Annotated in this window: 27 protein-coding genes; 14 read left to right on the top strand and 13 right to left on the bottom strand. The window is 68.4% G+C overall.

Features of this window, described 5'->3' with window-relative positions; genetic code table 11:
- Positions 1 to 9: 9 nt before the first annotated feature.
- From GYM46_RS06225 to GYM46_RS06205, 5 genes are all read right to left on the bottom strand, one after another.
- Positions 10 to 699: a CpaD family pilus assembly protein gene (locus tag GYM46_RS06225; protein ID WP_040349189.1), complete on the bottom strand. Its 690-nt coding sequence runs from the start codon at positions 697 to 699 to the stop codon at positions 10 to 12.
- A 4-nt stretch (positions 700 to 703) separates the two neighbouring features.
- A complete protein-coding gene (locus GYM46_RS06220) occupies positions 704 to 2257 on the bottom strand; it encodes a type II and III secretion system protein family protein (protein ID WP_008259868.1) in 1554 nt (517 codons plus the stop codon).
- Positions 2254 to 3171 carry a Flp pilus assembly protein CpaB gene (gene cpaB, locus GYM46_RS06215; protein WP_008260303.1) on the bottom strand — a complete coding sequence of 306 codons (918 nt, stop codon included), beginning with the start codon at positions 3169 to 3171 and terminating at the stop codon, positions 2254 to 2256. The genes GYM46_RS06220 and cpaB overlap by 4 nt, the downstream gene beginning before the upstream one ends.
- A 119-nt stretch (positions 3172 to 3290) precedes the next feature.
- A complete protein-coding gene (locus tag GYM46_RS06210; RefSeq protein ID WP_008261707.1) occupies positions 3291 to 3812 on the bottom strand; it encodes an A24 family peptidase in 522 nt (173 codons plus the stop codon).
- Between the two features lie 114 nt (positions 3813 to 3926).
- Positions 3927 to 4097, bottom strand: a complete 171-nt coding sequence (locus GYM46_RS06205) for a Flp family type IVb pilin (RefSeq protein WP_008262563.1) — start codon at positions 4095 to 4097, stop codon at positions 3927 to 3929.
- 238 nt (positions 4098 to 4335) lie between these two features.
- Here GYM46_RS06205 and GYM46_RS06200 point away from each other — a divergent pair, with 238 nt between their 5' ends.
- The 3 genes from GYM46_RS06200 to GYM46_RS06190 are packed head-to-tail and all read left to right on the top strand — an operon-like array spanning position 4336 to position 5854.
- The gene (locus GYM46_RS06200) at positions 4336 to 4752 is read left to right on the top strand and encodes a pilus assembly protein N-terminal domain-containing protein (RefSeq protein ID WP_008259318.1); all 417 of its coding nucleotides are present in this window, start codon (positions 4336 to 4338) and stop codon (positions 4750 to 4752) included.
- 11 nt (positions 4753 to 4763) lie between these two features.
- Positions 4764 to 5294, top strand: coding sequence for a TadE/TadG family type IV pilus assembly protein (locus GYM46_RS06195; RefSeq protein WP_035310216.1), 531 nt, complete (start codon positions 4764 to 4766; stop codon positions 5292 to 5294).
- The gene (locus GYM46_RS06190; protein ID WP_008260630.1) at positions 5294 to 5854 is read left to right on the top strand and encodes a TadE/TadG family type IV pilus assembly protein; all 561 of its coding nucleotides are present in this window, start codon (positions 5294 to 5296) and stop codon (positions 5852 to 5854) included. Before GYM46_RS06195 ends, GYM46_RS06190 begins: the two co-directional genes overlap by 1 nt.
- Here the strand turns inward: GYM46_RS06190 and GYM46_RS06185 are convergent.
- Both GYM46_RS06185 and GYM46_RS06180 read right to left on the bottom strand, forming a co-directional pair.
- Positions 5806 to 7152 carry an anthranilate synthase component I family protein gene (locus tag GYM46_RS06185; RefSeq protein WP_008262238.1) on the bottom strand — a complete coding sequence of 449 codons (1347 nt, stop codon included), beginning with the start codon at positions 7150 to 7152 and terminating at the stop codon, positions 5806 to 5808. The two genes, GYM46_RS06190 and GYM46_RS06185, sit on opposite strands and share 49 nt — an antisense overlap.
- Complete coding sequence (locus tag GYM46_RS06180; protein WP_008261769.1) at positions 7149 to 7928, bottom strand: tyrosine-protein phosphatase; 780 nt, start codon at positions 7926 to 7928, stop codon at positions 7149 to 7151. The genes GYM46_RS06185 and GYM46_RS06180 overlap by 4 nt, the downstream gene beginning before the upstream one ends.
- Positions 7929 to 8121: 193 nt before the next feature.
- On the opposite strand from GYM46_RS06180, the gene GYM46_RS06175 reads away from it, so the two are divergent.
- The 5 genes from GYM46_RS06175 (at position 8122) to GYM46_RS06155 (ending at position 12637) form a co-directional block, all read left to right on the top strand.
- Entirely contained in the window at positions 8122 to 9132 is a 1011-nt protein-coding gene (locus GYM46_RS06175; RefSeq protein WP_008263333.1) for a M28 family metallopeptidase, read from the top strand.
- A gap of 120 nt (positions 9133 to 9252) precedes the next feature.
- Complete coding sequence (locus GYM46_RS06170; protein WP_008262025.1) at positions 9253 to 10446, top strand: aspartate aminotransferase family protein; 1194 nt, start codon at positions 9253 to 9255, stop codon at positions 10444 to 10446.
- A gap of 145 nt (positions 10447 to 10591) precedes the next feature.
- Positions 10592 to 11506, top strand: coding sequence for an ornithine carbamoyltransferase (gene argF / locus GYM46_RS06165; protein WP_008264316.1), 915 nt, complete (start codon positions 10592 to 10594; stop codon positions 11504 to 11506).
- Between the two features lie 92 nt (positions 11507 to 11598).
- Positions 11599 to 12207 carry an EF-hand domain-containing protein gene (locus GYM46_RS06160; protein ID WP_008261043.1) on the top strand — a complete coding sequence of 203 codons (609 nt, stop codon included), beginning with the start codon at positions 11599 to 11601 and terminating at the stop codon, positions 12205 to 12207.
- An 85-nt stretch (positions 12208 to 12292) separates the two neighbouring features.
- The gene (locus GYM46_RS06155; protein ID WP_040349193.1) at positions 12293 to 12637 is read left to right on the top strand and encodes a hypothetical protein; all 345 of its coding nucleotides are present in this window, start codon (positions 12293 to 12295) and stop codon (positions 12635 to 12637) included.
- A gap of 432 nt (positions 12638 to 13069) precedes the next feature.
- Here GYM46_RS06155 and GYM46_RS06150 read toward each other — a convergent pair whose 3' ends face one another.
- Both GYM46_RS06150 and GYM46_RS06145 read right to left on the bottom strand, forming a co-directional pair.
- Positions 13070 to 13570: a pyridoxamine 5'-phosphate oxidase family protein gene (locus tag GYM46_RS06150; protein ID WP_008259893.1), complete on the bottom strand. Its 501-nt coding sequence runs from the start codon at positions 13568 to 13570 to the stop codon at positions 13070 to 13072.
- A gap of 55 nt (positions 13571 to 13625) precedes the next feature.
- Entirely contained in the window at positions 13626 to 13841 is a 216-nt protein-coding gene (locus GYM46_RS06145) for a hypothetical protein (RefSeq protein ID WP_008261388.1), read from the bottom strand.
- 218 nt (positions 13842 to 14059) lie between these two features.
- Here GYM46_RS06145 and GYM46_RS06140 point away from each other — a divergent pair, with 218 nt between their 5' ends.
- The 3 genes from GYM46_RS06140 to GYM46_RS06130 all read left to right on the top strand — a co-directional run bounded on the left by GYM46_RS06140 (position 14060) and on the right by GYM46_RS06130 (position 18860).
- Positions 14060 to 16990 carry a hypothetical protein gene (locus GYM46_RS06140; RefSeq protein WP_232216202.1) on the top strand — a complete coding sequence of 977 codons (2931 nt, stop codon included), beginning with the start codon at positions 14060 to 14062 and terminating at the stop codon, positions 16988 to 16990.
- Positions 16991 to 17097: 107 nt separating this feature from the next.
- Complete coding sequence (locus tag GYM46_RS06135; protein ID WP_008263337.1) at positions 17098 to 18021, top strand: sulfite exporter TauE/SafE family protein; 924 nt, start codon at positions 17098 to 17100, stop codon at positions 18019 to 18021.
- Complete coding sequence (locus tag GYM46_RS06130; RefSeq protein ID WP_008258693.1) at positions 18021 to 18860, top strand: TIGR02186 family protein; 840 nt, start codon at positions 18021 to 18023, stop codon at positions 18858 to 18860. Before GYM46_RS06135 ends, GYM46_RS06130 begins: the two co-directional genes overlap by 1 nt.
- On the opposite strand, the gene gluQRS is transcribed toward GYM46_RS06130, so the two are convergent.
- Genes gluQRS through GYM46_RS06115 form a run of 3 tightly spaced genes read right to left on the bottom strand, consistent with a single transcriptional unit; the run spans position 18844 to position 20241 of the window.
- Positions 18844 to 19704: a tRNA glutamyl-Q(34) synthetase GluQRS gene (gluQRS, locus tag GYM46_RS06125; protein WP_008259740.1), complete on the bottom strand. Its 861-nt coding sequence runs from the start codon at positions 19702 to 19704 to the stop codon at positions 18844 to 18846. The two genes, GYM46_RS06130 and gluQRS, sit on opposite strands and share 17 nt — an antisense overlap.
- Before the next feature lies 1 nt (position 19705).
- The gene (locus GYM46_RS06120) at positions 19706 to 19996 is read right to left on the bottom strand and encodes a type II toxin-antitoxin system RelE/ParE family toxin (RefSeq protein ID WP_008260431.1); all 291 of its coding nucleotides are present in this window, start codon (positions 19994 to 19996) and stop codon (positions 19706 to 19708) included.
- Positions 19993 to 20241, bottom strand: a complete 249-nt coding sequence (locus GYM46_RS06115; protein ID WP_008263619.1) for a type II toxin-antitoxin system ParD family antitoxin — start codon at positions 20239 to 20241, stop codon at positions 19993 to 19995. The genes GYM46_RS06120 and GYM46_RS06115 overlap by 4 nt, the downstream gene beginning before the upstream one ends.
- 108 nt (positions 20242 to 20349) lie before the next feature.
- Here GYM46_RS06115 and GYM46_RS06110 point away from each other — a divergent pair, with 108 nt between their 5' ends.
- The 3 genes from GYM46_RS06110 to GYM46_RS06100 all read left to right on the top strand — a co-directional run bounded on the left by GYM46_RS06110 (position 20350) and on the right by GYM46_RS06100 (position 22343).
- On the top strand, positions 20350 to 21006 hold the full coding sequence (locus GYM46_RS06110; RefSeq protein ID WP_008261137.1) for a DNA-3-methyladenine glycosylase family protein: 657 nt from the start codon (positions 20350 to 20352) through the stop codon (positions 21004 to 21006).
- Entirely contained in the window at positions 21003 to 21653 is a 651-nt protein-coding gene (locus GYM46_RS06105; protein ID WP_008263402.1) for a trimeric intracellular cation channel family protein, read from the top strand. The genes GYM46_RS06110 and GYM46_RS06105 overlap by 4 nt, the downstream gene beginning before the upstream one ends.
- Before the next feature lie 129 nt (positions 21654 to 21782).
- Positions 21783 to 22343 carry an HNH endonuclease gene (locus GYM46_RS06100; protein ID WP_008264308.1) on the top strand — a complete coding sequence of 187 codons (561 nt, stop codon included), beginning with the start codon at positions 21783 to 21785 and terminating at the stop codon, positions 22341 to 22343.
- On the opposite strand, the gene GYM46_RS06095 is transcribed toward GYM46_RS06100, so the two are convergent.
- The gene (locus GYM46_RS06095; RefSeq protein ID WP_008261068.1) at positions 22340 to 24250 is read right to left on the bottom strand and encodes a PAS domain-containing hybrid sensor histidine kinase/response regulator; all 1911 of its coding nucleotides are present in this window, start codon (positions 24248 to 24250) and stop codon (positions 22340 to 22342) included. The two genes, GYM46_RS06100 and GYM46_RS06095, sit on opposite strands and share 4 nt — an antisense overlap.
- Between the last annotated feature and the right edge of the window lie 136 nt (positions 24251 to 24386).

Below are 24386 nucleotides of genomic sequence, written 5' to 3'. Positions count from 1 at the left end.
GTCAACGGCCTATTCCACAGCCGTCGAGACACGTGAACGCTGCACCATTTGTTCCTGCGGGGCGGCGGTCGGCAGACCTTGGCGATAGCGATCGAAGACCACCGAACGCCGGCCCGCCTCGGGGGGCGTCAGGGCGCGGGGCGCCGCGATGTCGCGCGGATCGGCGATCTGGGCGGCCAGATTGGCAGTGACGGCGCAGCCGAAGTTCGAACCGGACATATTGTCTCCGGTCCGGCTCAGATTACCCCACGCCGCGCCGCAGCGCGGCACGGCGGCCTGGACCGTTTCGAACCCGACCAGAACCGGCGCGCGGGGGTCAGGCCCCGCATAGCTGACGACGCGAAGACGGTTCGGATCCAGGCCGATCTGCGCCAGGGCGGCGCGCGTGTCGAAGGCTGTCTTGGCGGCCACCGAGTCTTCTCCGGCCGGGGCCTCGATCACGATGACGCCCGCCCCGGCGGCGGCGAACCGCTGGGCCAGGTCGCGCAGAGCCGCGTGCTGATTGGCCGACAGTCCCTGTTCGTGGACGGCCAGGGCGATACGGTCCAGACCGGTCTCGACCTGAAGCGAATAGCGCGAGGTCGGGGTCAGAGGCGGCGGGCCGCCCAGACTGGCCGGGCCGCCCACACAGCTAGCCAGCCCCAGGACCGATCCGGAAAGGATTAGGGACAGAACGCGCGTTCTTGAGGTTCGGATCATGCGCCTACTCGATCACATAGCCGGCCGCCCCTTGCCACACGGCGCCCGATTGGGCGGTTGGGCTGGGCGATCCATAGATCTGGTTCAACTGACCAAACAGGATGGTCTGCGAGTCGCTGGCGATACGCAGGCCGTCGGCCGGCGTCTGCATCCGGTCGGGCGAGGTCGGGCTGACGATATAGGGCTCGACGATCACGACCAACTCAGTCTCGCCATTAAGGTAATCGCGTGAGCGGAACAACTGTCCCAGCACCGGCAGATTGGTCATGCCGGGCAAGGCGTCGATGGCTTGACGGGTGTTTTCCTGGAGCAGGCCGGCGATCATCATGGAACCGCCCGACGAGAGTTCGACCGTGTTCTCGCTGCGGCGAACCGACAGCCCCGGCAGGCTGACGGACGAGGTGGTGCCTGCCCCGATTGTCAGGCCGCCTTGAGACGTCAACTCCGACACCTCGACCTTGACCTGAAGACTGATACGCCCCGCGTCCAAGACTACCGGCCGGAAGCTGAGCGCCACCCCGTAAGGTTTGTAGACGACCGTGATGTTGCCGTCGCGGTCTCGACCGGACGGAATCGGGAACTCGCCCCCGGCCAGGAAACTGGCGGCTTCGCCGTTAACCGAGGTCAGGTTCGGCTCGGCCAGCGTCCTAAGCAGACCGACACGCTCGAACGCCTTAACCGTGGCGCTGCCCTTGTTAAGATCATTCGAACCTGGCCCCGTGCCGGGTTGGGCCGTATCCCAGTTTGATGCGTCGTCTGGCCCTCTGACCGTGACGGGGCAAAGCGCGCCTGGGGTCCAGCCGGGGCCGACGCAAGGCCTTTGCATCTGATAATTCTTGGTCGTATCGCGCGACAAGCCCGCGCTGATGCCGCCGATCAGCCCGCCGTTGACTCCCCAGGTGGCGGAGTTTCCAAGCAGCCACTGAGTGCTGCCCAGTTGGCCGACCACAGCCGAGGTGTCGAACCCCAACTGTTTGATGGCGCTGCGCTGGACCTCGACCACCCGGACCTTCAGGGTCACCTGATCGGATCCGGCGATGCTGATCATGTTCAGCACCTTTTCCGGCGCGGACACGAAGGCGCGGGCCACCTGAGCGGCCTGGACGGCCTGGGCCGGAGAATCGGCGACCCCGCTCAGGATCACGCTGTCGTTGACCGCCTCGGCGCGGATCTGGCTGCCCGGAACCAGCCGGCTGAGCGTGTCCTGCAGCGCGCTGGTTCCCGCATCGACCCGTACCCGCAGGCTCAGGATGGTGCGGCCGGCGGCGTCCAGAAAGACGGCGTCGGTCTCGCCGGGCGCAATCCCGATCACGGTGATGCGGCGCGGCGAATGCAGCATGGCCTCGGCCACCTGCGGATTGGCGACGATCACGTCGCGGGCGTCGGCCGGCAGATCGACCGCGAAGGACGTCCCGCGCGGCAGATTGATCAGTTGCGGCGCGGCGCCCATGGACACGGCGGCGCGCGTCTGGGCCAGGCCGGCGACCGGGGCGGCCCCCAGGCCGGCCAGCAGGACGCAGGCCAGGGCGACGGTCTTGCGCACGGGCGTCTTCCTCATGGGGTGGTCACCACTTCCGGTTCGCCGCCGCGATAGACGCGGACGCTGCGGGACGCGCTGGCGACGGCCCGGGGCGCACGGGTCGCGCCCGAGGGCCCGGCCGTGTCCGCATAGGAGCGCAGCGACAGCGACAGTTCGCCCTCGGACTTGGCCTGGGCCAGCAGCACGGCGTCCTGGGGGCGGACCTCCAGGGTGGCGGTCGCGCCGACCACAGCCTGGGCGTCGTCGCCCGCCCGCGTGGACTGGTCGATGGCCAGAACCTTGACGTTCTGCATCACGGTGGCTGAGGAATATTTGGCCGTTGCCCCGCCGCCCTCGACGGCCGAGCCGCCGCCTTCGTTCTGCACCGTCAGGACTACGTCGACCCGGTCGCCGGGCAGGATGAAGCCGCCGGCGGCGGATTCCACCGTCACGGCGATGGCCATGGCCCGCATGCCGGGCTCCAGATAGGCGGCCAGATAGCCGCTGTCGCCGGCGCGCACGATCTTGCGGCCGACGATGGGCTCGCCGGCCAGGATGGGTTCGCGCACCACCGAGCCGATATAGTCGGACTTGGCGCCGGGACCGGCCATCTGGCCGGCGGCCTCGGCCACGCGCTCGACGGCGGCGCCGGCCTTTTCGCCGGCGCCTTCGGGGGCGGGCTTGGCGGGAATGGGCGTGGAGCCGTCGGTGATGAAGGCGGGATTGACCTCGTCGACCGGCCAGTCCTTCCAGGCCAGGTCCGCCTCGGCCAGGCGTTTGCCCGGCTCCAGATTCTTGGCCGCGACCAGGATCTTGGCCATCGGCCGGGTCTCGACGGGCGCGGCGGCGGCGGGGGCGGCGGGCTCGCCGTTCCCCATGGCGCGGACGACCAGCGCCAGGCCCAGGGCCGACACGGCGGCGATACAGATGACGGCGATGCGGGCGGGCTTCATCCAGAGGTCTCCGGCAGGCGTGACGACCCAGAGTCGATCCTCGACGCCCTACCGTTAACGATCATGAGGCCGGCGGGTTAATGCTTCCTAAGCGCCGACGAGGCCGCGCGCCGGCGCGTCTATCGCGCCGTCAGAAAGCGAACCACCAGATCCCCCTCGGGAAAGGCGATCAGGGCGCCGATGGCGATGGCGACGCCATAGGGAATGTCGCCCTTCGGCTCCATCAGCCGGGCGAGCCACCCGATGCGGAACGCGGCAGGCGCGACCATCGGATAATATTGGCGGACGAGCAGCAGCAGCAGACAGAAACCGCCGCCCACGATCGCGGTCCATAGCAACAGGGGCGCGAGACCCGTAAGGCCCATCCACAGACAGGCGGCCGCCAGGGCCTTCGCGTCGCCGCCGCCGATCCAGCGCAGGGCGAACATGATCATGCCCACGATCAGGGCGGCGAAGCCGACGCCGACATGGATCGCGACCTCGACCGGCGACAGACCGACCAGCAGCGCCGCCGGAAAGAAGGTCGCCAGCAGGACCAGGGAGATCCAGTTCGGAATCCGCATCGTCGTCAGATCGTGCAGGCCGGTCGCGATCATCAGGATCGGAAAGACGGCGAGGCAGAGAAGGCTCAGGAGGTCCATGCGGGAATCTGTGGCACGTCGCCTGTTAAGGCCGGGTTGCCGTCGGACAAACAAAAGGGCCGGAGCGTGCGCTCCGGCCCTTCCAGGTTTCAAGATGCCCTTGCAGGCGTGTTATTACGCAGCGCCGAGACCCTTGGCGACTTCCTTCAACTTGATATCAAGTTGCGTACCGATAGTGCCCAGCACGGTGATGATCACGACGGCGATCAGGGCGGCGATCAGGCCGTATTCGATGGCGGTGGCGCCCGATTCGTCTTTGGCGAAACGCGAGATGAACTTGGTCATGGAGTGTTCCCTTTGATAAAATGTCTAGCGAGCAACTTGGCGGGGGGAGCCGGTAGCCCGCTTGACCCCCAAACGCAGGATGAAGATGCCTGACGCTCGTTAAGGCTGAGTCACGAGTTTTGGTTACCCTCGGATTTACCAAAGAAAATTCGGATCGAACCGCTTCAGCCTTTGTTGAGACTCCGTGGGACATCATGCGCGTGTCCGCGTTCATGCGCGTTATTGTTCAGAGCCGCCGATGTCCCGCCTTTCCATCGCCGTATTGGCCGCCGCCCTGATGGCCGCGCCGCTCGCCGCCGCTCCGGCCCTGGCCCAGAGCGGCGCCCTTAATGTCGAGATCGATCGCTCGGCCCGCGTTCAGCTCAACGGCGCGGCCTCGTCCGTCATCGTCGGCAATCCGCAGATCGCCGACGTCACCGTGGTCGACGCCAACACCCTGTTCATCGTCGGCAAGGGCTACGGCGTCACCGAAGTGGTGGCGGTGGACGGCGTGGGCCGCACCCTGTTCCAGCGCGAGATCGTCGTCACGGGCGGCTCGACCGGTTCGGTTCGCGTCTGGCGCGGCGGTCAGGCGACGGAAATGGCCTGCAGCGCCTCCTGCGCCCCCAGCGTCCGCGCCACCGCCTCGACGGCCGGCGCCACGCCCACGCCCTGACCTTCGTGGACATGCCTCATCGTCGTCGGTTCAAGGCGGGCCAGGCCCGCGGGTCGCGCGAAGGCGCGGCGGCGGTCGAGTTCGCCCTGGTGGCCACGCCCTTCTTTCTGCTCCTGTTCTCGATCTTCCAGCTGGGCCTGGTCTTCATGATCGACGCGGTGGCGGAAAACGCCGTGCTGGAAGCCAGCCGCCTGGTGCGGACGGGCGAGGCCCAGACGAAGAAATTCGACAAGATCGCCTTCAAACAGGCCGTTTGCGATCAGATGAGCGTTTTCAAGAGCGACTGCGCGGATCGGGCGACGATCGACGTGCGCGTCGTCACCAGCTTTTCCGACGACATTGATCCGCCCAGGGACAAAGACGGCGTGCTGGACCTGTCCCAGATGGACTTCAAGGGCGGGGTCGGCCAGGACCTGATCATCGTTCGGCTCTGGTACAAGCAGCCCATGATCGTTCCAGCCCTGACCCAGGCGGTCAGCAGCGCGGGACCCGGACAGATCATGATCTCCTCGACTACGGCCTTCCGCAACGAGCCCTTCTGATGTCCCGATCCTTGATCCGGCGCTTGGCCGGCGATGAAAGCGGCGTATCGGCGGTGGAGTTCGCCCTGATCGCACCCGTCATGCTCCTGTTCTACGCCGGCATGGTGGACCTGTGCCAAGGCTATATGGCCCTGAAGCGCACCAGCCACGCCGCCTCGGCCGTGGCGGACCTGGTCTCCCAGTCGCGAACCATCACCAAGGCTGACATAAACAGCATCTTCGAGGTCGGGCCGGCGATCATGGCGCCGTTCGCCTCAACCTCCATGGAACAGCGCATCAGCAGCGTGACCCGTGTTTCCGCCAACAAATATACGTTGAACTGGAGCCGAAGCTGGACTCCCGACGGCGGCGCCGGCACGAAGATGAACAAGCCTCTGGTCATCGCCGACGCCGGTATTCCGGCCGACATGTTCCCGGCCGACGGGGACTCGATCATCGTCGCCGAGGCCTATTACAAATATTCTTCGCCCTTCCAGCAGTTCCTGCCGGCGGCGGAGTTCACCCGTCGAGCCTATCTGAACCCGCGCGAGGCGACCGTCATCACCTGTTCGGATTGCTGACCGACCAGGGCGCGCTTCAGCGCTGAAATCTTCACCTCGGTTTCGGCCAGTTCCGCCTGCGGGTCGCTGTCGGCCACGATCCCCGCCCCCGCAAGGGTGCGGAAGCTCCAGCGCCCGCCCCGGCGTTCGAAGGCGGCCGTGCGGATCAGGACCGAGGCGGTCAGGCCCCTGTCTTCTTCCAGAATAAACAGGGACCCGCACCAGGCGCCGCGCGGGGGCTCCAGGTCGGCGATCACCTTCATGGCCTGATGCTTGGGCGCGCCGGTGATCGAACCGGGCGGGAAGGTCGCCGCCAGCAGATCGGCCGGCGTCACCCCCGGCTCGGCCCGGCCGACCACGGTCGAGACCAGATGATGGACGGTCGGATGGCTCTCGATCGCGAACAGCCGCTCGACCGCCACCGAGCCGACGCGCGACGCGCGGGCCAGGTCGTTGCGCATCAGGTCGACGATCATCAGGTTCTCGGCCCGGTCCTTGGCGCTGGCCTGAAGCTCGGCGGCCAGGGCCGCGTCTTCGACAGGGTCGGCCGACCGGGCGCGGGTGCCCTTGATCGGCCGCGCCTCGATGCGCCGGTCCTCGCCGTCGAAGGCCAGGAAGAGTTCGGGCGAGTTGGACACCAGGGCCCGGTCGCCGATCCGCCAGAAGGCGCCATAGGGCGAGGCCCGCCCTTGTTGCAGCCGCAGGAAGACGTCGAACGGATCGGCCTGGGGCTTGAGTTCCCCGCCCCAGGCGCGGGCGATATTGGCCTGGAACAGCTCGCCGGCGGCGATGCGGGCCACGACCGCGGCGACGGCGTCGCGATAGGCCTGGTCATCCGCCTCGGCCACGAAGGCTTCGGCCGGGGCGGCGGGGGTTTCTGGCGTGATCGCCGCCGCCAGCCACCCGGCGGCGCGGACGGCGGCGGCCTCGGCTTGTGACGCCGTCGCCCCCCGGCCGATGGCGCAAACCCGGCGCTGAAGATGGTCGAAGCTGAGCATCGCCGGATAGCGGGCCAGGATCAGGTCGGGCCAGACCTGAGGCCGGTCGCCCGTCGCCGCCCGCGCCCCGGCGTCATAGGCGGCCAGCCCCACCGTCCCCGCGCCCCAGGCCGGATCGCGCAAGGGGGCGAACAGATCGGCCTCGACCGCGCCCACGTGAATACGGTCCGGCGCCGTCGCCACATGGGACCAGCGTCCACCCGGCCCGCCGTCGGACAGCAGGGCCAGGCCGCCGTCGGCCGCGCCGATCCCGGCCGCCACATCCAGAGGATCCGTCCACGGATGATCTCGGACGACGACATGGGTCAGACCATCGCTCACGCCGACAGCCGCGCCTCGATCCGCGCCCGCAGGGCGGCGTCGACGCCCAGGGCCTGGGCCAGATAGGCGTCCAGCGATCCGTGCCGCGCCTCGACCTCGGCGAAGGCGGCCTCCAGATAGGCGGGCTCGACACCCAGGAAGGCCACGACGGCGTCATCGGAGGCGACGCGGCCGGTCATCTTGTGCAGTTGCCGCGCGATGGACGGGGCGCGGCCGACCAGATCGACGGCGGTGTTGGTCAGCAGATAGTCCTCGACCATGTCGTCGCGATGCACGCCCAGCAGATGATGGGTCAGGGCGGCCAGGAACCCCGTCCGGTCCTTGCCCGCCGCGCAATGGACCAGGACCGGCCGGTCCTGGTCGCCCAGGCTATGGAAGTATCGACTGAAGACGTCGATGTGCGAGGCGTCGAAGGGCAGGGACCGATAGGTCCGCTCCATGAAGCGGCGGCCGGAGGCGGGCGTCAGATCCTCGGTCTTAAGGAAGGCGATGTGCGGCGCGTCGGCCCCGTCGTCGATCCCGCCCTCGATCACCAGGGCGTCGAAGCCGTCGGGCCGCCGCGACGGCTGGTCCCGCCGCTCGCCCGGCCGTCGCAGATCGATCACCGCCCCCAGGTCGAACCCCTTCAGCCGCTCCAGATCCGCGTCGCTGGCGCGGGCGTGATGGCCCGAACGCAGCAGACGGCCCGCGCGCACGCGTCGCCCGGCCGCCGTGGCGTAGTCGCCATAGTCCCGGAAGTTGTCGATGGCCTCGAAGGCGTGGAGACGGTCGTTCATGCCCGTTTCCTAGGACGAATCGACATTCAGCGCATCCAGATCATGGCGGTGACGGTGCGGGTCCGTCACAGGGCGGGCGCCGATCATCGATCCGCTGTCGTCGCCCAGGGGCCGGTCTGGCGGCGCAGGCGTCGCTGGCGCCCGGCCCGATCAGCGGCTAACTCTGGAGGATCGCTCCCCTGAGAGGTCCGCCATGCTGTTCCGTTCGCTCGTCGCCGCTGCGGCGCTGTTCGCCGCCGTTCCAGGCCTTGCGCCGGCCTGGGCCCAGGAAGCCACGCCCCAGGCCGGCGACCGCCCCGACATCGCCGCCGGCGCCGCCCAGTTCATCAAGCCCACCAACGCCGAAAGGACCCAGGTCCTGGTCGGCATGCTGACCCGCCTGGGCTTCACGCCCGAGATCCAGGTCTTCGCCGGCGGCAATCGGGCCACCGGTCCGATGGAGGGCGCGAACCTCATCGTGACGGTGGGCGAGGGCGCGAAGGACATCGTCCTGACCGCCCACTATGATGCGGTGAAGCTGCGCGACGGAACCCTGTCTCAGGGCGTCGTCGACAATATCGGCTCGGTCATGGCCATGATGGAGGCGGCCAAGACCTTGGAGATGGGGCTGGAGGGGCAGCCGGTCGCCCACCGCTTCGTCTTCGTCTTCACCGATCAGGAGGAACTGGGCCTGCTGGGGGCCAAGGCCTTCCTGGAAAAGCACGGCAAGGACCGGATCGCCGCCGTCATCAACGCCGACGTCGCCGCCTATGGCGAGACGGTCATGTACGGCGAGAACAACGGCGACCAGTCCGGCTTCGTGCTGGAGACCCTGCGCAGCCTGTGCGCCGAGCGCGACTTCGACTGCATGCCCTATCCGATCTATCCGCCCAGCGACGACCGCGTCTTCTCGGCGGCCGGCGTGCCGGTGGTCTCGCTGGGGACGCAGGACGCGGTGGGCGCCCATCAGATGTGGCTGGCCTTCAACGGCGGCAAGGATAACGGCCTGAAGGAGGGTTTCGTCCCGCCGGTCTTCCAGCGCATCCATTCGACCGAAGACAGGCTGTCCTACATCAACGGCGTCGATGTGGCCCGCTTCGGCCTGTTCCTCGCGGACCTGGGGCTCGCGTTGGACAAGCGACTGGTCGAAATCCAGGCCAAGCAAGACGCCGTGGCCGCAGAAAACGCCCCCGCCGCCGCCATGCCGGACGCCAGCAACCCGTAGCCTTCGCCTCGGCGCCGGTGTTGACTAACACCGTCGCCCGTCCGACAACGCCTGTCCCTATGAAACCGGCTCCGTCGCGCCTCGCGTCGGGGCCGTATCGCTTTTGGAGGTCTTAGTCCCGTGTCCACGAACCATCTGATGGGTGTCTACAATCGCGCGCCGCTGGAAGTGGAACGCGGCCGAGGCGCTCGCCTGTGGTCGACCGACGGGACCGAGTATCTGGACTGCGTCGCCGGCATCTCGACCAACGGCCTGGGCCACGCCCACCCCGAACTGGTCCAGGCGGTCAAGGATCAGGCCGAGAAGCTGTGGCACGTGTCCAACATCTTCCGCATTCCGGGCCAGGAAGCCCTGGCCGACGCCCTGTGCGAGAGCAGCTTCGCCGACGTGGTCTTCTTCACCAACTCGGGCACGGAAGCGGTCGAGTGCGCGCTGAAGACGGCGCGCAAATATCATTCGGCCAAGGGCGCGCCCGAGCGGATCGATATCTACGGCTTCGACGGATCTTTCCACGGCCGGACCTATGGCGCGATCAACGCCGCCGCCAACCCCAGCTATACCGAGGGTTTCGGCCCGGCGATGCAGGGCTTCCACCAGTTGAAGTGGGGCGACCACGACGCCATCAAGGCCGCCATCGCCAATCCCACGACCGCCGCCATCATCGTCGAGCCGGTCCAGGGCGAGGGCGGCTGCCGCGCCATGCCGGAACAGTGCCTGCGCGGCCTGCGCGAGCTGTGTGACGAACACGGCGTGCTGATCATCTTCGACGAGGTCCAGTGCGGCATGGGCCGGACCGGCAAGCTGTGGGCCCACGAATGGGCCGGCATGTCGCCCGACATCATGGCGGTGGCCAAGGCCCTGGGCGGCGGCTTCCCGATCGGCGCCTGCCTGGCCACGGCCCGCGCGGCGTCGGGCATGACGGTCGGCGTCCACGGCTCGACCTTCGGCGGCAATCCCCTGGCCATGGCCGTGGGTCTGAAGGCGCTGTCCCTGATCAACACGCCAGAGACCCTGGCCAACGTCAACGACATCGCCGGCTATCTGAAGCAGCAGCTGGCGGGGCTTCAGTCCCGCTTCCCGGACATCATCGTCGACGTGCGCGGCAAGGGGCTGCTGATCGGGGTCAAACTGGTTCCGAACAATCGCGAGTTCATGGCCCTGGCGCGCGATACGCAACAGCTGCTGATCGCCGGGGGGGGTGACAATTGCGTGCGCCTGCTGCCGCCGCTGAACCTGACGCTGGACGAGGCTCGCGAACTGATCGTCCGGTTCGAAGCCGCTTGCGAGGTCGCCCGCGAGAAGTGGGCGGCCTGATCCTCAAAACCGCTCATCCCCGCGAAAGCGGGGGACCCAGGCCTTTCACGCGAAAGGCCCGGGACCGGCGGACGTGACAGACATCGGGCGCCCGTCGCCCAAAGCATCAGGTCCCCGCCTTCGCGGGGATGAGCGGAGTTAGGCAATGGTCCGGCACTTCCTCGACATCCACCAGCTGGACGCCGCCGATCTGCGGTCCATTCTCGACGACGCCCACGCCCGAAAGGCCGCCCGCAAGGGCTGGCCCCAGGGCCGTCCCGACGCCGATGCGCCGGGCAAGGATCGCGTCCTGGCCATGATCTTCGAGAAGAACTCGACCCGCACCCGCTTCAGCTTCGACGCCGCCATCCGCCAGCTGGGCGGCGCCGCCATCATCGCCACGGCTTCCGATATGCAGTTGGGCCGGGGCGAGCCGGTCGAGGACACGGCCCGTGTCCTGTCGCGCATGGTCGACGCCGTAATGATCCGCGCCAACAGCCACGAGGACGTCGAACGCTTCGCCCGCGTCTCGACCGTGCCGGTGATCAACGGCCTGACCGACCGGTCGCATCCGTGCCAGATCCTGGCCGATCTTCAGACGATCGAGGAACATTCCGGCCCGGTCTCGGGCAAGACCATCGCCTGGATCGGCGACGGCAACAACGTCTGCCACAGCTTCATGCACGCGGCGCCCAGGTTCGGCTTCCACCTGAACGTCGCCTGTCCGGCGGCGTATCACCCCGACCTGCGCGACCTGGCCAACGGCGGCGGCGCCGTCACCCTGACGAGCGACCCGCGCGAGGCGGTCAAGGGCGCCGACGTCGTCGTCACCGACACCTGGGTGTCGATGGGCGACCAGGACTATGAGGCGCGTCTGGCCGCGTTTGAGGATTACACCGTCGATGAGGCCCTGATGGCCCTGGCCGATCCGGATGCGGTCTTCCTGCACTGCCTGCCGGCCCACCGGGGCGAGGAAGTCACCGACGCCGTCATCGACGGCCCCCGCTCCCTGGTCTGGGACGAGGCCGAAAACCGCATCCACGCCCAGAAGGCGGTTCTGGCCTGGTGTTTCGCGGGCTGACGCCGATCTGACGATCGCCAGGCCGCGCGTCGCGCGGTCTGGCCTTTGCTTCCTTAAGGTCACGCTTGTCGCGCCCTGGGGAGGCTGAGGCCATGACCACCATATCCGCTGCGGGTTCCACCCTCACGCAACAGCTCTATCAGAAGCTGTTCGACCGTCTGAACACCGACGGCGACGAAGCCCTCACCCTCGACGAAATCAGAGCTGTAGACGCTGGAAACACCAAGGTTTCAAAGGCTTTCGAAACCTTCGACGCCGATGCGGACGGTCGCGTCACCCGCGCCGAAATGACCCCCGCCGACACCTTCGGCGCCGACACCCTAAACGCCCTGATCCAGGCCCAGTCCGGGTCGGAATCCCTTTCCGACGCGGAATATCTTGCCGACTGGTTCGCCCAGACCGACACGGACGGCGACGGTCTGGTGTCGAAGTCGGAACGCGAGGCTTCGGCGGATCTGCGCCGCGCGGCCGCCTATGACGCCGGCTATATGAGCGACCGCGTCGTCATGGCCCGGTTGGGTTCGGATCGCGATCAGCCGCTGTCCATCGACGATTTTGTCGCTGGCCGAATGCGAACGCTTCAGCGGACCCAGGTCTCCAGCCTGTCCCCCGAGCGCCAGGCCGAGATCCGACAGTTGATGGAAAGCCTCCGCTCTGACCCCGTCCAGGCGCCCCCCGCAGACGATGAACGCCCAGGATGACCCCACGCGCCTCGGCGTCGTAACTGGCCATGGACGGATTCACCCCGCAGGCGTCCTGCGAGCAGTTCCAGGCGAACCCGCCCTGTTGCGCGATCTTGAGGCTCAGGGTTTCGCGCGCTGGCAGATGCCCGGCTGCGGGAACCCCCAGGTCAGGATAGTCCTCAAAGGCGGTCTTGCGCGCGTGGATATTGCCGGCCAGGCCGATGACCCGCGCGTCGGGCCGGGTTTGTCGCGCCCGGCTGAGCAGATAGCCCATGTTCAACTCGTACCAGGCCTGATCCAGACCCTCGCCCCTGGACAGGCTGCTGGGCTGGAACAGGTGCAGGCTGATATCGCGGCCGGAGGCTTTCAACGCGCGAACGCGCATCAGCAGATCCAGCAAGGCTTGGCTGGTTCGCCCGTCCTGTACCGCGCGGTTAAGCAGGGTTGAGCCCTCCAGCGTCTCTACTGCGCCGGCGTCGTCCGGCGCGGCGATGAAGGCGTCCAGCGTGGGCTGAAGCGTGTCTTCCAACTCTAGGGCGACGACGACCGACCCTTGCTCGCTGGCGGCGCAGGCGATCTCGCCGACCGCCCGCGGGGCTTCGGCCGTGCCGTGAAGCTCCCCGATCATGATCACCCGCTCCGGCCGCTCCAGCAGGGCGGATGTTCCTTCAGGCGGAGAACAGGCCGCGATGGCGGCGGCGGTCAGCAAACCCAGCATTGGATACCCCTCAATGTCCTGGATTGCAGCTGAAGCAACCAGAGGGGCGGAATTGTGGTCAAGCGGGACAAGGAAACGCGCGCCAGACACGGTCTGGCGCGCGTAATCTCAGATCAAGCATCCCGCAGCCTTCAAACCACGGGATAGTCGTGGCCGGCGATCCTATTGCAGGTTCACGTCCGACACGCCGCCGACGTCCGGCTGGGTCTTGGTCAGATTGGCCTTCATCACCTGATAGCCGAAGCCCAGCGCGCCCTTGTCCGAAACCCAGACCCGGCCGTCCTCGGCGTTGAAGCGGATCAGGGTCAGGTGCGGGTCGTCCTTGCCGTCCGGGTACCAGGCGGCGACGACGGGGTTCCAGTATTTTTCAATCCGGGCGCGGTCCTGGTCGATCGACAGGTCGCCGTGGATACAGGCCTGAACCTTCTGGTCCTTGGCCTGATAGCAGAACATGCCCTGCTGACCGCCGACCGCCACGTTGCGGGCGAAGTCGGTGTCATTGCGGCTGAAGAACCAGATGGTCCCGGTCTCCGGCTCGCCGAAACCGGTCATGGGCTGATGGTGATAGCCGGCCTGGTCCAGGCCCAGCATGCCGGTGTTGGACTCCTTCAGGCTGTTCCAGAATTCCTTTTCCGCCTCGGCGGGGGTCAGTTTGTCGGCCATGATGCGTCTCCTGTCTGGGGTTCGCAGGATCAACCGTCGGGCCTCGTTCGGGTTCCTAAACTGAAACCCAGGGCGGTCGTTCGGCGCCGAACAGGGTGGCCAGGTGGATCAGCAGCAGCATGGCCAGGGCCGCGGCGCCCAGCATGATGAAGCGCCAGGGGACCATGCGCGGCCCCTTGAACGGGTCGGGCGGCCGCGCGCCGCGCCAGCCGGCGAAGACCATGACGGCCAGGGCCGCGCCCAGCAGGATCAGAGTGGTTGTCAGGCTCATGGGCCGCAGTTGGCGCAGCCGGAGCAGGGACGCAAGCCGAACCGGTTACCAGGTCCTTAATCTTAATCGGTCATTAACCACGTCGCGCCCAAAAGCCTCCCCATCCGACGAGATGTCCACAGGCTGACGAGTCGGCGCAACATCTTGCGGTTAACCACACGTTTACACCCTCGATATTGGCGTTATAGCCTCCATCCCATGGGTCGGGAGCCGAATCAGTGAGCGCAGCGGCGCCTTGGAGCGTGAAGGGTATTGATCCGAAGGCCCGCGAGGTCGCCAAGGATCTTGCGCGGCGCTCGGGCATGACCCTGGGCGAATGGCTGAACTCCATGATCATGGAAGACGAGGACGAGGGTTACGCCACCCTGCCGCGTCGCTCCGCCGGCCCCGAGATGTTCGAACGTCGCGGTCGCAGCCGCCGTCTCGACGACGCCTATGACGCTTCCGACGAAGGCTGGCAGCGGATCAGCGCCTCCATCGACGCCATCGCCGCCCGGCTGGAGGCCGCCGAGCGGCGCTCGACCGTCGCCATCCAGGGCGTGGACCAGGCCGTGTCCGGCCTGGTGCGCCGGCTGGACGGTCAGGACGCCCAGACCAAGGGGCAGGCTCGCCGCATCGACGACATCGCCGAGGAACTGCGCGAGGGGCATCGTCGCCTGCGCGCCTTCGAACGCGACACCGGCCCTCAGACCCAGGAGACCTTCGGCAAGGTCGAGCAGTCGCTGGGCGCCCTGGCCGGCCGCCTGTACGACATCGAGGAACGCCAGAGGTCGGGCGTCTCGGAACTGCGTCAGCGCATGGAGGCGGTCGAGAAGGCCGCAGGTCCCGGCGTCGGCACGGACCTGCTGGCCCAGGTCGGCGCGCGTCTGGACCAGGCCCAGAGCCGCACCACCGAGGCGCTGAAGACCCTCGAGCGCTCCTTCGCCGAGCTGGACCAGCGCATGCGCGCGGCCGAGGGACGGGTCGAGCCCGAGGGGGCGCGTGACGCCGCCCGGTTCGAGAAGCTGGCCGAGACCCTGTCGCGTCAGATCGAGTTCAACCGCGCCGAGATGATGCAGCGGCTCGACGCCGCCGAGACCGGCGCGCGCATCGACCGGATCGAACAGGCGGTCCGCAGCGTCGGCGACCAGCTGAACGCATCCGAGCGCAAGGGCGCCCAGGGGCTGGAGGCCATGGGCCGCGAGGTCCTGAAGATCGCCCAGAACCTGAACGCCCGGGTCCAGACGGTCGAACGCGAGGCCATCGGCCGCGCCGAGGCCGTCACCCGCAGCGTCACCGACCTGGTCGGCCGCAAGGTCGAGGCCGATCTGTCGCGTCACGCGGCCAGAATGGACCAGGAGTTCGCGCGCCACGTCGATCGCGTCGATCAACGCCTGACCGCCAGCGACGACCGTCACGCCCTGGCGCTCGAGAAGCTGGGCGGCGAGATCACCCGGATTTCGGATCAGCTGAGCGACCGCATCGCCCAGTCCGAACGCCGCTCGCAGCAGGCGCTGGACGACATCGCGCGGCGCCTGTCGGAAAGCTCGGACAAGATCGAACAGCGCTACGACCGCGCCTCGGGCGAACTGGCCGAGCGGATGCGGATGAGCGAGGAGCGCACCGCCCGCCTGCTGGCCGAGGCCCGCGAGAGCATGGATACGCGCAAGCCGGCCGCGACCCGCGACCTGCAGCTGGACATCCCCGAGGCCGAGCCTTCGCCCGTGCCCGCGCCCCGCGCCGTCGCCGAGCGCGCAGCGGTCGCCGCCGTCTCGGCGCCGGTCGAGCCGGACTGGCGCGCGGCCGTCTTCCCCGAAGAATCCTTCGACGTCGAGGATGACTGGTCGATCGACCCCGTGTCGCCGGACGCGGCCATGGCGACGCCCTTCCCGTCGATGCCGACGGCGTCGACGCCCGCTGCACTGGCGTCGGAGCCGCTCCGGCCCGAGCCTGATCCGGCTCCGGTTTCTGCGGCGTCGGTCGAAAGCGAACCCCGAATCCAGCCCTTCGGCGGTTTCGGCGGCGCCGATGTCGACGACGCGCTGGAGGCCACCGCATCCGGTTTCTCGACCCGGTCGGAGCCGCGTCCGAACGGACAGGCCCCGGATCAGGACGCCGTTCAAGGCCCAGTTCAAGGCCGGAGCGACGCCTTGCTGGACGGCGACGACGACTTCGCCGACGACACCGAATTCGTCGATCCCCGCCGTCTGCGCGCCAGCATGGGCGCAGCCGCCGCCGCCGGTCGCGCGGCCTCGACCCGCAGCACCATCGACGCCGCCCGTGCGGCCATGACGACGCCGGCGGCGCCCGAGGAAGCGCCCCGCCAGGGCTTCGGCCTGATGCCCAAGCGCGGCGGCAAGTCCAAGCTGCAGGAGCGGCTGGACAAGCAGGCGGCCAAGGACGGATCGACGGTCAAGAAGGCCTTCCTGGCCTCGGTCACGGCTGTGGCCCTGACCGGCGGGGCCTATGCGTCTCTGACCCTGGCCGACGGGTCGGGACTGCCCGATCTCGAACTGCCGGGGTTGCCGGGTTCGACCCGGACGCCCGCCTCCGCCGCCAGCGAAACCCCGATCGCCATGGCGATCACGCCGACGGACGCCGTACCCACGGTCGACGCCGGCGCGGCCGAGTTCGAACGGGCCGTGAACCGGATCGAGAGCGGCGACCTGGAAGGCGTGGACGAACTGAAGCGCGCCGCCGACCTGGGGTACGGCCCGGCCCAGACCTATCTGGGTCAGCTCTATCTCATGGGTGGAAACGGCGTGTCCGCCAATCCGGCCGAGAGCCGTCGGTGGGGCCGCCGTGCGGCCGAGTCCGGGGATCCCGGCGGCATGCATCTGTACGGCATGCAGTTGTACGAAGGCGACGGCGGCGCGGCCAATCAGGCCGAGGGTCTGATCTGGCTGCTCAGGGCGGCCGAGCGGGGCCTGACCGACAGCCAGTACAATGTCGCCCGCATCTATGAGACCGGCGCCGAGGGCGTGGCGAAGAACCCGACCGAAGCCCTGAAATGGTACATGATCGCCGCGCGCGGCGGCGACAGCGAGGCCCAGGCGGCCGTCACCCGACTTCGTCCCGCCGCCACCGCCACCGCCCAGCGCGCCGCCCGCACCGCCGCCGACGCATTTGTGCAGCAGCAGGTCCAAAGCCCGGCTCAGGGCCGAGGCTAGGCCGCCAAACCTTTCGCGCACGGGTGGCGGCGCGCCGTCCCCGTCGCTAAAGAACACCCTGTCGCCGTTCGGCGTCTCCCGTTCCGCTCCAGCCGAAGGCGCGTCCTTTGGACATCTATCTGCCGATCGCCGAGGTTTCGGTGAACTGGCCGACCCTGGTGATTCTGGGGGCGGTGGTCGGGTTCGTCTCGGGCCTGTTCGGCATCGGCGGCGGCTTCCTGATGGCGCCGATCCTGGTCTTCATGGGAATTCCGCCGACCGTGGCCGTCGCCAGCCAGGCCAGCCACGTCGTCGCCTCCTCCACATCCGGCGTGATCCGCTATGCGGGCCAGGGCGCGGTGGATTTCAAGATGGGCGGCGTCATGGCCGCGGGCGGGGCCGCCGGGGCGATCGCGGGCGTCGAACTGTTCCGCTATCTGCGCCTGCTGGGCCAGGCCGATCTGGTGGTGGCCCTGTCCTATCTGGTCTTCCTGGGCGCCATCGGCCTGTTGATGCTGCACGAGAGCCTGACCGAGATCCTGCGTCGGCGTCGTGGCCTGCCCCCGCCGCGCAAGGACCGCCGCCGTCCCCTGTGGCTGTATGGTCTGCCGCTCAAGATGAAGTTCCCCAAGTCGGGCCTCTATATCAGCGCCCTGCCGCCGTTCGGCCTGGGCGTCTTCGCCGGGATCCTGTCGGCCATCATGGGGGTCGGCGGCGGCTTCATCCTGGTGCCGGCCATGCTCTATGTGCTGCGGATGCGAGCCGGGGCGGTGGTGGGCACCAGCCTGTTCCAGATCATCATCACCACGGCCATCACCACCATTCTCCAGGCCGGCCGCAACCAGACGGTCGACATCCTGCTGTCCACCATCCTGCTGCTGGGCGGGGTGGTCGGCGCCCAGATCGGCGCCCGGTTCGCGGGTCGGTTCCGGGCCGAGGAGCTGCGCGCGGCCCTGGGCCTGATCGTGCTGCTGGTCGGCATCCAGATGGGGCTGGAGCTGTTCGTGCGGCCCAGCGACATCTTCCTGCTCGCGCCGGGGGTGTCGGACTGATGCAGGCGCTTCCTCCACCCCCTCCGGCCATTGAGGCACCCCCCATCGAGGCGGCCCCCGTCGCGGCGCCGGCCCCCGACCGGTCCGAGGCCACGACGGGCGAACTGCGCGTCGCCGCCGCCCTGACCGACGCCCAGGTCCACGTCGATTCCGGTTTCACCGGCGCCTCCATCGTCCTGTATGGCGCGGTGTTCAACCCGACCCCCGACCCGGTCGATGTGGTCGTGGTGGTGCGCGGCCCCGACGCCCCGGTCCGCCTGGTCAAGAAGACTCGCAACATGGGGGTCTGGCTGAACAGCCGCCCGGTCCTGTTCGAAGGGGCCCCCGGCTTCTACATGACCGCCTCGACCCGGCCCCTGTCGGACATCGCCGACTTCGGCCAGCTGCGTCGACTGGGCGTCGGGGTGGACCATCTGCGCATCGACGCGCCGGAGGAGGCCGGCACCGTGACCCGCTACGGGGTGCGCGACGTGGTCGTCAGCCGTCTGGGCGACGACTATCTGGATTGGAGGCGCGCCGTGATCCGGCTGAAGGAGGCGGCGGCCCTCTATGACACCGATCCGGACGGGGTGGAGTTCGTGGATCGCGGCCTGTTCCGGGCCGAGGTCAAGCTGCCGACCGTCGCCCCGACCGGCAAATACTATGCCGAGGTCTGGCTGTTCCAGGGCGGCGAGCCCCGGTCGGTCTCCAATCTGACCCTGACCGTCGAAAAGGTCGGCATCGAGCGCGACATCTACGAGTTCGCCCATCGCCGGCCGTGGCTGTACGGCGTCCTCTGCGTGATTCTGGCCGCCCTGACCGGCTATGGCGCCTCGCGCATCTTCAGCCGGCGGGACTGAAGCCCAGTTCGGCGCGCAGGGCCTGGGCCGTCATGCCGCCCGCCCTCAGCTCCGCCAGGGTTACGGATTGGTCCCGCTTGGCGTAGCGGCGCCCGTCCGGCCCGGCCAGCAGGCGGTGGTGGCGATAGACAGGGGCGGGCCAGCCCATCAGGGCCTGGATCAGGCGCTGCACATGGGCGGCCTCGAACAGGTCCTGCCCCCGGATCACATGGTCGATCCCCTGCAGGGCGTCGTCGTGGGTCACGGCCAGATGATAGGCGACGCCCGCATCCTTGCGCGCCAGCACCACATCCCCGGCCGTCTCGGGCCGAACGGGCACAACGCCGGTTTCTCCGTCCGGGCCGGCCCCCTGCTCGATGAAGACCAGCCCGGTCCACGTCGCCTCGCCCAGGGTTTCACGCGCCCGGTCCAGCGACAGCCGCCAGGCGAAAGGCCGCCCCTGGGCCAGGAAACGGGCCTCCTCCTCGGCCGGATGCGGCCCCGGCCGCACCGCCTCGCTCGCCCCGTGCGGCGCATCGCCGATCCGGTCCAGGATCTCTTTCCGTGTACGGAAACACCGGTACAACAGATCCCGCGCCTTCAGGGCCTCGATCGCCGCGGCATAGTCGGACAGATGATCCGACTGGCGTCGGACCGGCGTCTCCCAGTCCAGCCCCAGCCAGGCCAGGTCTTCCAGAATGGCGGCCTCATGTTCCGGTCGGCAGCGCGTGGGGTCGATGTCCTCGATCCGCAGCAGAAACCGCCCGCCCGCCGCCTTCGCCGCCGACCAGGCGGTCAGGGCCGAAAAGGCGTGGCCCTTGTGCAGGCGGCCGGTGGGAGAGGGGGCGAAACGGGTGGCGAACATCTCAGTCCGTCGCGGGATCCAGCAGCCGGACCCAGTCACGCGCGGCGTGGAGAATACGCACGATCTCCACCGTTTCGGACAGGCGGTAGAAGGTCAGATAGTCGTCGAATGGGCGTTTTCGAAGGTTCTGCACGCCGGCTTCCGCATAGGCGCGCGGTTGATCAACCAAGCCCTCGCACGCGTCGAGCAGCTTCAGCACGAACCGCCGGGCCGCGCTCGCGCTGTCTCGGGCGATGAAGGCCTCGATCTCCGCGAGGTCGCGGGTCGCAGCGCGCGTGATGAACAGTCTCATTCGCCGTCAACAGCCCAGCGCGCCCGCATTTGAGCCCGCACCTCGTCGATCGAGTGAACCCGCCCGGCGTCAGCGTCGTCGATGCCTTCCTGGAGCTTCCCCAACAAGGCCGCCAAACGGGCCTCATGCTCCTGCACCAGCCGCACGCCGGTGCGCAGCACTTCGCTCTTGGAGCCGTAGCGGCCTTCCTTGACCAGGCGATCGACCACCTGCTCCAGGGCGCCCAGTTCGACGGTCATGGTCATGCGGCTTCTCCGTGCTTGTTGAATAATAGTTATTGGTGCGCCGCTTTGACAGCCGTTTTACGCGAGGCCCGCATTCCCCAGGCGGCGAACCCGCGTCATACAGGGGCCATGCCCGTCGCGCCCACATCCCAGGACATCGCCGCCGCGCGCGAGGCCCTGGCCGTCGCCGATCCCGCCCTGGCGCGCGCCCACGCCCAGACGCCGGCCTTCGAATGGCGGCTGCGGCCCGGCGGTTACGAGGGCCTGTTCCGCATGATCGTGGAGCAGCAGGTGTCCGTGGCCGCCGCCGCCTCCATCTGGGCGCGCACGGTCGAGGGGCTGGGCGGAGCGGTGACGCCCGACGCGGTGTTGGCCCACGACATCGACGCCCTGCGCGTCTTCGGCCTGTCGGGACAGAAGGCCAAATACGGTCGCGAGATCGCCCTGGCCCAGGTCGAGGGTCGCGTCGATCTGGACCATATGCAGACCCTGTCGGACGACGACGCCATCGCCGCCCTGACCGCCATCAAGGGCGTCGGCAAATGGACGGCCGAGACCTATCTGATGTTCTGCGAGGGGCGGCTGAACGTCTTTCCCGGCGGGGACGTGGCCCTGCAGGAGGCGATGCGCTGGGCCGACCGGGCCGACCTGCGCCCGAACGAGAAACAGGCCTATGCCCGCGCCGAACTGTGGCGGCCCCATCGCGGGGTGGCGGCGCATCTGCTGTGGGGGTGGTATGGCGGCGTTCGGCGCGGCGACATCGTGCTGGAGGATATGAGCGCGTGACCCCCATCGATCCCGCCCTGACCGAGCCGCTGCGCAATCCGCAGACGGTGCTTGCGGCGCTCGATTTCGCCGGGGTGGCCGTGTTCGCGGCCACCGGCGCCCTGGCCGCCGCGCGCGAGAAGCATGACGTGGTCACCTTCGCCTTCTTCGCGGCCATAACCGGCGTCGGCGGGGGGACGTTGCGCGACCTGCTGCTGGGCCTGCCGGTCTTCTGGGTTCAGGACTGGCGCTATATGGCGGTCTGCCTGCTGACGGCGGTGGTCGTCTGGTTGATCGGACAGCGCGACTGGCGGTTCCGGGCCCTGCTGTGGCTCGACGCCATCGGCCTGGGCGCCTATGGCGTCATGGGGGCGGCCAAGGCGGAGGCGGCGGGCGCCCCCCCGTTGATCTGCATCGTCATGGGCACCCTGACCGCCTGTTTCGGCGGGGTGGTGCGCGACACCCTGGCGGGGCAGCCGTCGATCCTGCTGCGGCGCGAGATCAATGTGACGGCGGCCATACTGGCGGCGACCCTCTATATCGTCCTGCGCATCCCCGAGGCGCCGATCTGGCCCGCCGCCATCGTCGCCGCCGTGGCCGGTTTCATGCTGCGGGCGGGCGCGCTGCGCTGGGGCTGGACCCTGCCGGGCTTCCCTGAGCGAAATTGAACGGTTCGTCGCCTGTTCGTCATGGCGGCGTCTTCGAATCGGGACTAGGCTGAACGCCTCGGACTAGGGAAGGAGACGCGTCTTCAATCCTGTAGCTTCCATACTCCCCGCGCCGACCGGGAGGGCCTGATGCAGGTCCTCCACCGACCGCCGTCGGGCTTTCCCGCCCTCGTTCTGAACGCGGACTTCCGGCCGCTGTCCTATTACCCGCTGTCGCTCTGGCCGTGGGAAGAGGCGGTCAAGGCGGTCTATCAGGACCGGGTGGACGTGGTGTCGCTGTACGACAAGGTGGTCCGCTCTCCGTCGATGGAGATGCAACTGCCCAGCGTCATCGCGCTGAAGAACTATGTCGATCAGGATCGCAGCCCCGCCTTCACCCGGTTCAATGTCTTCCTGCGCGACGGCTTCGCCTGTCAGTACTGCGGGGAATCGACCGAGCTGACCTTCGACCACGTCATTCCGCGTTCGCACGGCGGCCGCACGACCTGGGAGAACATCGTCGCCGCCTGCGGCCCCTGCAACCTGACCAAGGGCGGCCGCACCCCGCGCCAGGCCATGATGCCGATCCGCCGCGAGCCCTATCGCCCGAACGCCTGGCAGCTGCAGGAAGCGGGCCGGCGTTTCCCGCCGCATTATCTGCACCAGAGCTGGCTGGATTATCTCTATTGGGACATCGAGCTCGAACCCTAGGCGTTCGCGTGACGGCCCAGGGGCGTGCGGGCCGGGGCGTCCGCCAGCAGGGCCTGGATCTCGTTGAAAAGCAGGGCGAGGGTGAAGGGTTTGCCGAGGTGGCGGTCGGCGCCCGCCAGCCGCGCCGCTTCGACATGTTCGGGCTGGGTGTTGGCGGTCAGCATGATGACCGGGACGTGGCCCCGGCCCGCCGCGCGTTCCGCGTCGCGAATGCGGGCGACCGCCGTGATTCCGTCCATGCGGGGCATCTGGATGTCCATCAGGATGACGTCGAAGGTTTCGCGTCCGGCGGCTTCCACAGCCTCCACGCCGTCTTCGGCCGTCGTGACGTCGGCAACGGACTCCAGCATCATTTCGACGATCCGGCGATTGGTCGGATGGTCGTCGGCGACCAGGACGCGCAACCGGTCAACCGGGTCGGTCGTGACTTCGTCCGTGGTTTGAACCGGCGCGGTGGACAGGGGCAGATCCAGCCAGAAGACCGACCCCCCGTCTTCACGCGGCGCGGCGTCGAGGATCCCGCCGAGCGCCCGCGCGGCTTTCCGCGCCAAGGCGAGACCCAGGCCCATGCCGCCGTATTCGCGGGTCAGGGCGTCGTCCTGTTGCCGGAACGAGGCGAACATGGCCGCCTTCAGGGCGGGATCGAAACCGACGCCCGTGTCCACGCAGGCGAAGCGAACACCCCCGTTCTGGCATGGATCGACGGTCAGGCGGATTTCGCCCCGGTGGGTGAACTTGACCGCATTATTCAGCAAGGGCGTCAGCACCCGCTCTATGCCCGCCGGATCGCCGACGAAGGCTGCGGGAAGAGCGGGGGCGATCTCGACGACGAACGCCAGGCCCTTGGCCCTTGCGGCCTCGCGCGCGGGGCGGACGACCCGCTCGATCAGGTCGCCAAGGACGAAGGTCTCGACCTCCGGCGGCCCCTCTATCCCGTCCAGGCGAGCGACGGCCAGCAGTTGCTGCAACTGATCCTGCAGCACGGCGGCCGAGGCGCGGATCATCTCGGTGACTTCCTGGATGTCCGGCGCGGTCGAGCGGGCGGCGAGAAGGTCGACCCCGGCGATGACGCCGTTCAGGGGGGTGCGAATCTCGTGGCTGATGTTGGTGACGAAGGCGCTGCGGGCGCGGTTGGCCTGTTCGGCCTGTTCCAGCGCCTGATAGAGGGCGTCGGCGTCACGCTGTTTCTGGGTGATGTCCTCGGTCAGGCCGATCAGATGGCGCACGCCTTCGTCGTCATAGGTCGCGAGCTTGGTGGCGGCCAGATAGCGGAACCCGGCCTCAGCGTGATCCTCGTACACCGTCGACTGGGAGCCCATGCCCGGCACGGCGTCCGCCGCCCATTCAGCGAAGGCGGCGGGCAGGACGTCGGAGGCCCGCAGTCCCGTCAGCCCCTCGAACCGACCGAACAGTTTCTCCGCCGCGCGGTTGGCCAGGATGTAGCGGCCCGTCCGGGCGTCCTTGACGGTCAGGGCCAGGGGCAGGACCTCGATGACGGTGTTCAGGAAGGCGGCGGTCTCGGTCTCCTGGGTGACGTCCTCGGCCTTGACCAGGAGGCGCACGATCCGCCCAGCGTCGTCGCGCACGGCGCTGACCGTCGTATCCAGATAGACCGCCGACGATTGTTCAGTGGTGAATCGCGTGCGGAAGGAGAAGGCCCGACCCGCCTGTGCTTCCTGGACGCCGCGATCAATGGAAAAGCGGCAGTCGACCGGCCAGGCGTCGCGCCAGGCCATGGTATGGGGCGCTGGAGGTTCCGGCTGGAAACGCCGCGCCGCACGGCTGACATGGACGATCCGTCCCCGTGTATTCAGCAGCCATATATAGGCGGACGAAGCATCCGCGATCTGGCCGTGAAAGACGTCGCCCTCATAGTCAGTTGCGTCATCTGCGCCGACGTCGATCAATTCGGATCCCCTTGTTCAGCGGTGCTGCTGAGGGGCCCGTCTTAATTCCCGAAGGTGAAATCGAAGTGAACGACACAGCCTCGCGTTGCTTACGGCCAAGCTAGGTAGATTCACGTACCATAGTTTTGAAGCGGGT

It is taken from the genome of Brevundimonas mediterranea, assembly GCF_011064825.1.
Taxonomy (GTDB): Bacteria; Pseudomonadota; Alphaproteobacteria; order Caulobacterales; family Caulobacteraceae; genus Brevundimonas; species Brevundimonas mediterranea_A.
This window is presented reverse-complemented; position numbering and strand designations above follow the sequence as displayed.

Bases quoted from the DNA above. Each gene is read 5' to 3' on its own strand.
- GYM46_RS06225 (WP_040349189.1), bottom strand. From the start codon at position 699: ATGATCCGAACCTCAAGAACGCGCGTTCTGTCCCTAATCCTTTCCGGA.
- GYM46_RS06220 (WP_008259868.1), bottom strand. From the start codon at position 2,257: ATGAGGAAGACGCCCGTGCGCAAGACCGTCGCCCTGGCCTGCGTCCTG.
- cpaB (WP_008260303.1), bottom strand. From the start codon at position 3,171: ATGAAGCCCGCCCGCATCGCCGTCATCTGTATCGCCGCCGTGTCGGCC.
- GYM46_RS06210 (WP_008261707.1), bottom strand. From the start codon at position 3,812: ATGGACCTCCTGAGCCTTCTCTGCCTCGCCGTCTTTCCGATCCTGATG.
- GYM46_RS06205 (WP_008262563.1), bottom strand. From the start codon at position 4,097: ATGACCAAGTTCATCTCGCGTTTCGCCAAAGACGAATCGGGCGCCACC.
- GYM46_RS06200 (WP_008259318.1), top strand. From the start codon at position 4,336: ATGTCCCGCCTTTCCATCGCCGTATTGGCCGCCGCCCTGATGGCCGCG.
- GYM46_RS06195 (WP_035310216.1), top strand. From the start codon at position 4,764: ATGCCTCATCGTCGTCGGTTCAAGGCGGGCCAGGCCCGCGGGTCGCGC.
- GYM46_RS06190 (WP_008260630.1), top strand. From the start codon at position 5,294: ATGTCCCGATCCTTGATCCGGCGCTTGGCCGGCGATGAAAGCGGCGTA.
- GYM46_RS06180 (WP_008261769.1), bottom strand. From the start codon at position 7,928: ATGAACGACCGTCTCCACGCCTTCGAGGCCATCGACAACTTCCGGGAC.
- GYM46_RS06175 (WP_008263333.1), top strand. From the start codon at position 8,122: ATGCTGTTCCGTTCGCTCGTCGCCGCTGCGGCGCTGTTCGCCGCCGTT.
- argF (WP_008264316.1), top strand. From the start codon at position 10,592: ATGGTCCGGCACTTCCTCGACATCCACCAGCTGGACGCCGCCGATCTG.
- GYM46_RS06160 (WP_008261043.1), top strand. From the start codon at position 11,599: ATGACCACCATATCCGCTGCGGGTTCCACCCTCACGCAACAGCTCTAT.
- GYM46_RS06150 (WP_008259893.1), bottom strand. From the start codon at position 13,570: ATGGCCGACAAACTGACCCCCGCCGAGGCGGAAAAGGAATTCTGGAAC.
- GYM46_RS06145 (WP_008261388.1), bottom strand. From the start codon at position 13,841: ATGAGCCTGACAACCACTCTGATCCTGCTGGGCGCGGCCCTGGCCGTC.
- GYM46_RS06130 (WP_008258693.1), top strand. From the start codon at position 18,021: ATGCAGGCGCTTCCTCCACCCCCTCCGGCCATTGAGGCACCCCCCATC.
- gluQRS (WP_008259740.1), bottom strand. From the start codon at position 19,704: ATGTTCGCCACCCGTTTCGCCCCCTCTCCCACCGGCCGCCTGCACAAG.
- GYM46_RS06120 (WP_008260431.1), bottom strand. From the start codon at position 19,996: ATGAGACTGTTCATCACGCGCGCTGCGACCCGCGACCTCGCGGAGATC.
- GYM46_RS06115 (WP_008263619.1), bottom strand. From the start codon at position 20,241: ATGACCATGACCGTCGAACTGGGCGCCCTGGAGCAGGTGGTCGATCGC.
- GYM46_RS06110 (WP_008261137.1), top strand. From the start codon at position 20,350: ATGCCCGTCGCGCCCACATCCCAGGACATCGCCGCCGCGCGCGAGGCC.
- GYM46_RS06100 (WP_008264308.1), top strand. From the start codon at position 21,783: ATGCAGGTCCTCCACCGACCGCCGTCGGGCTTTCCCGCCCTCGTTCTG.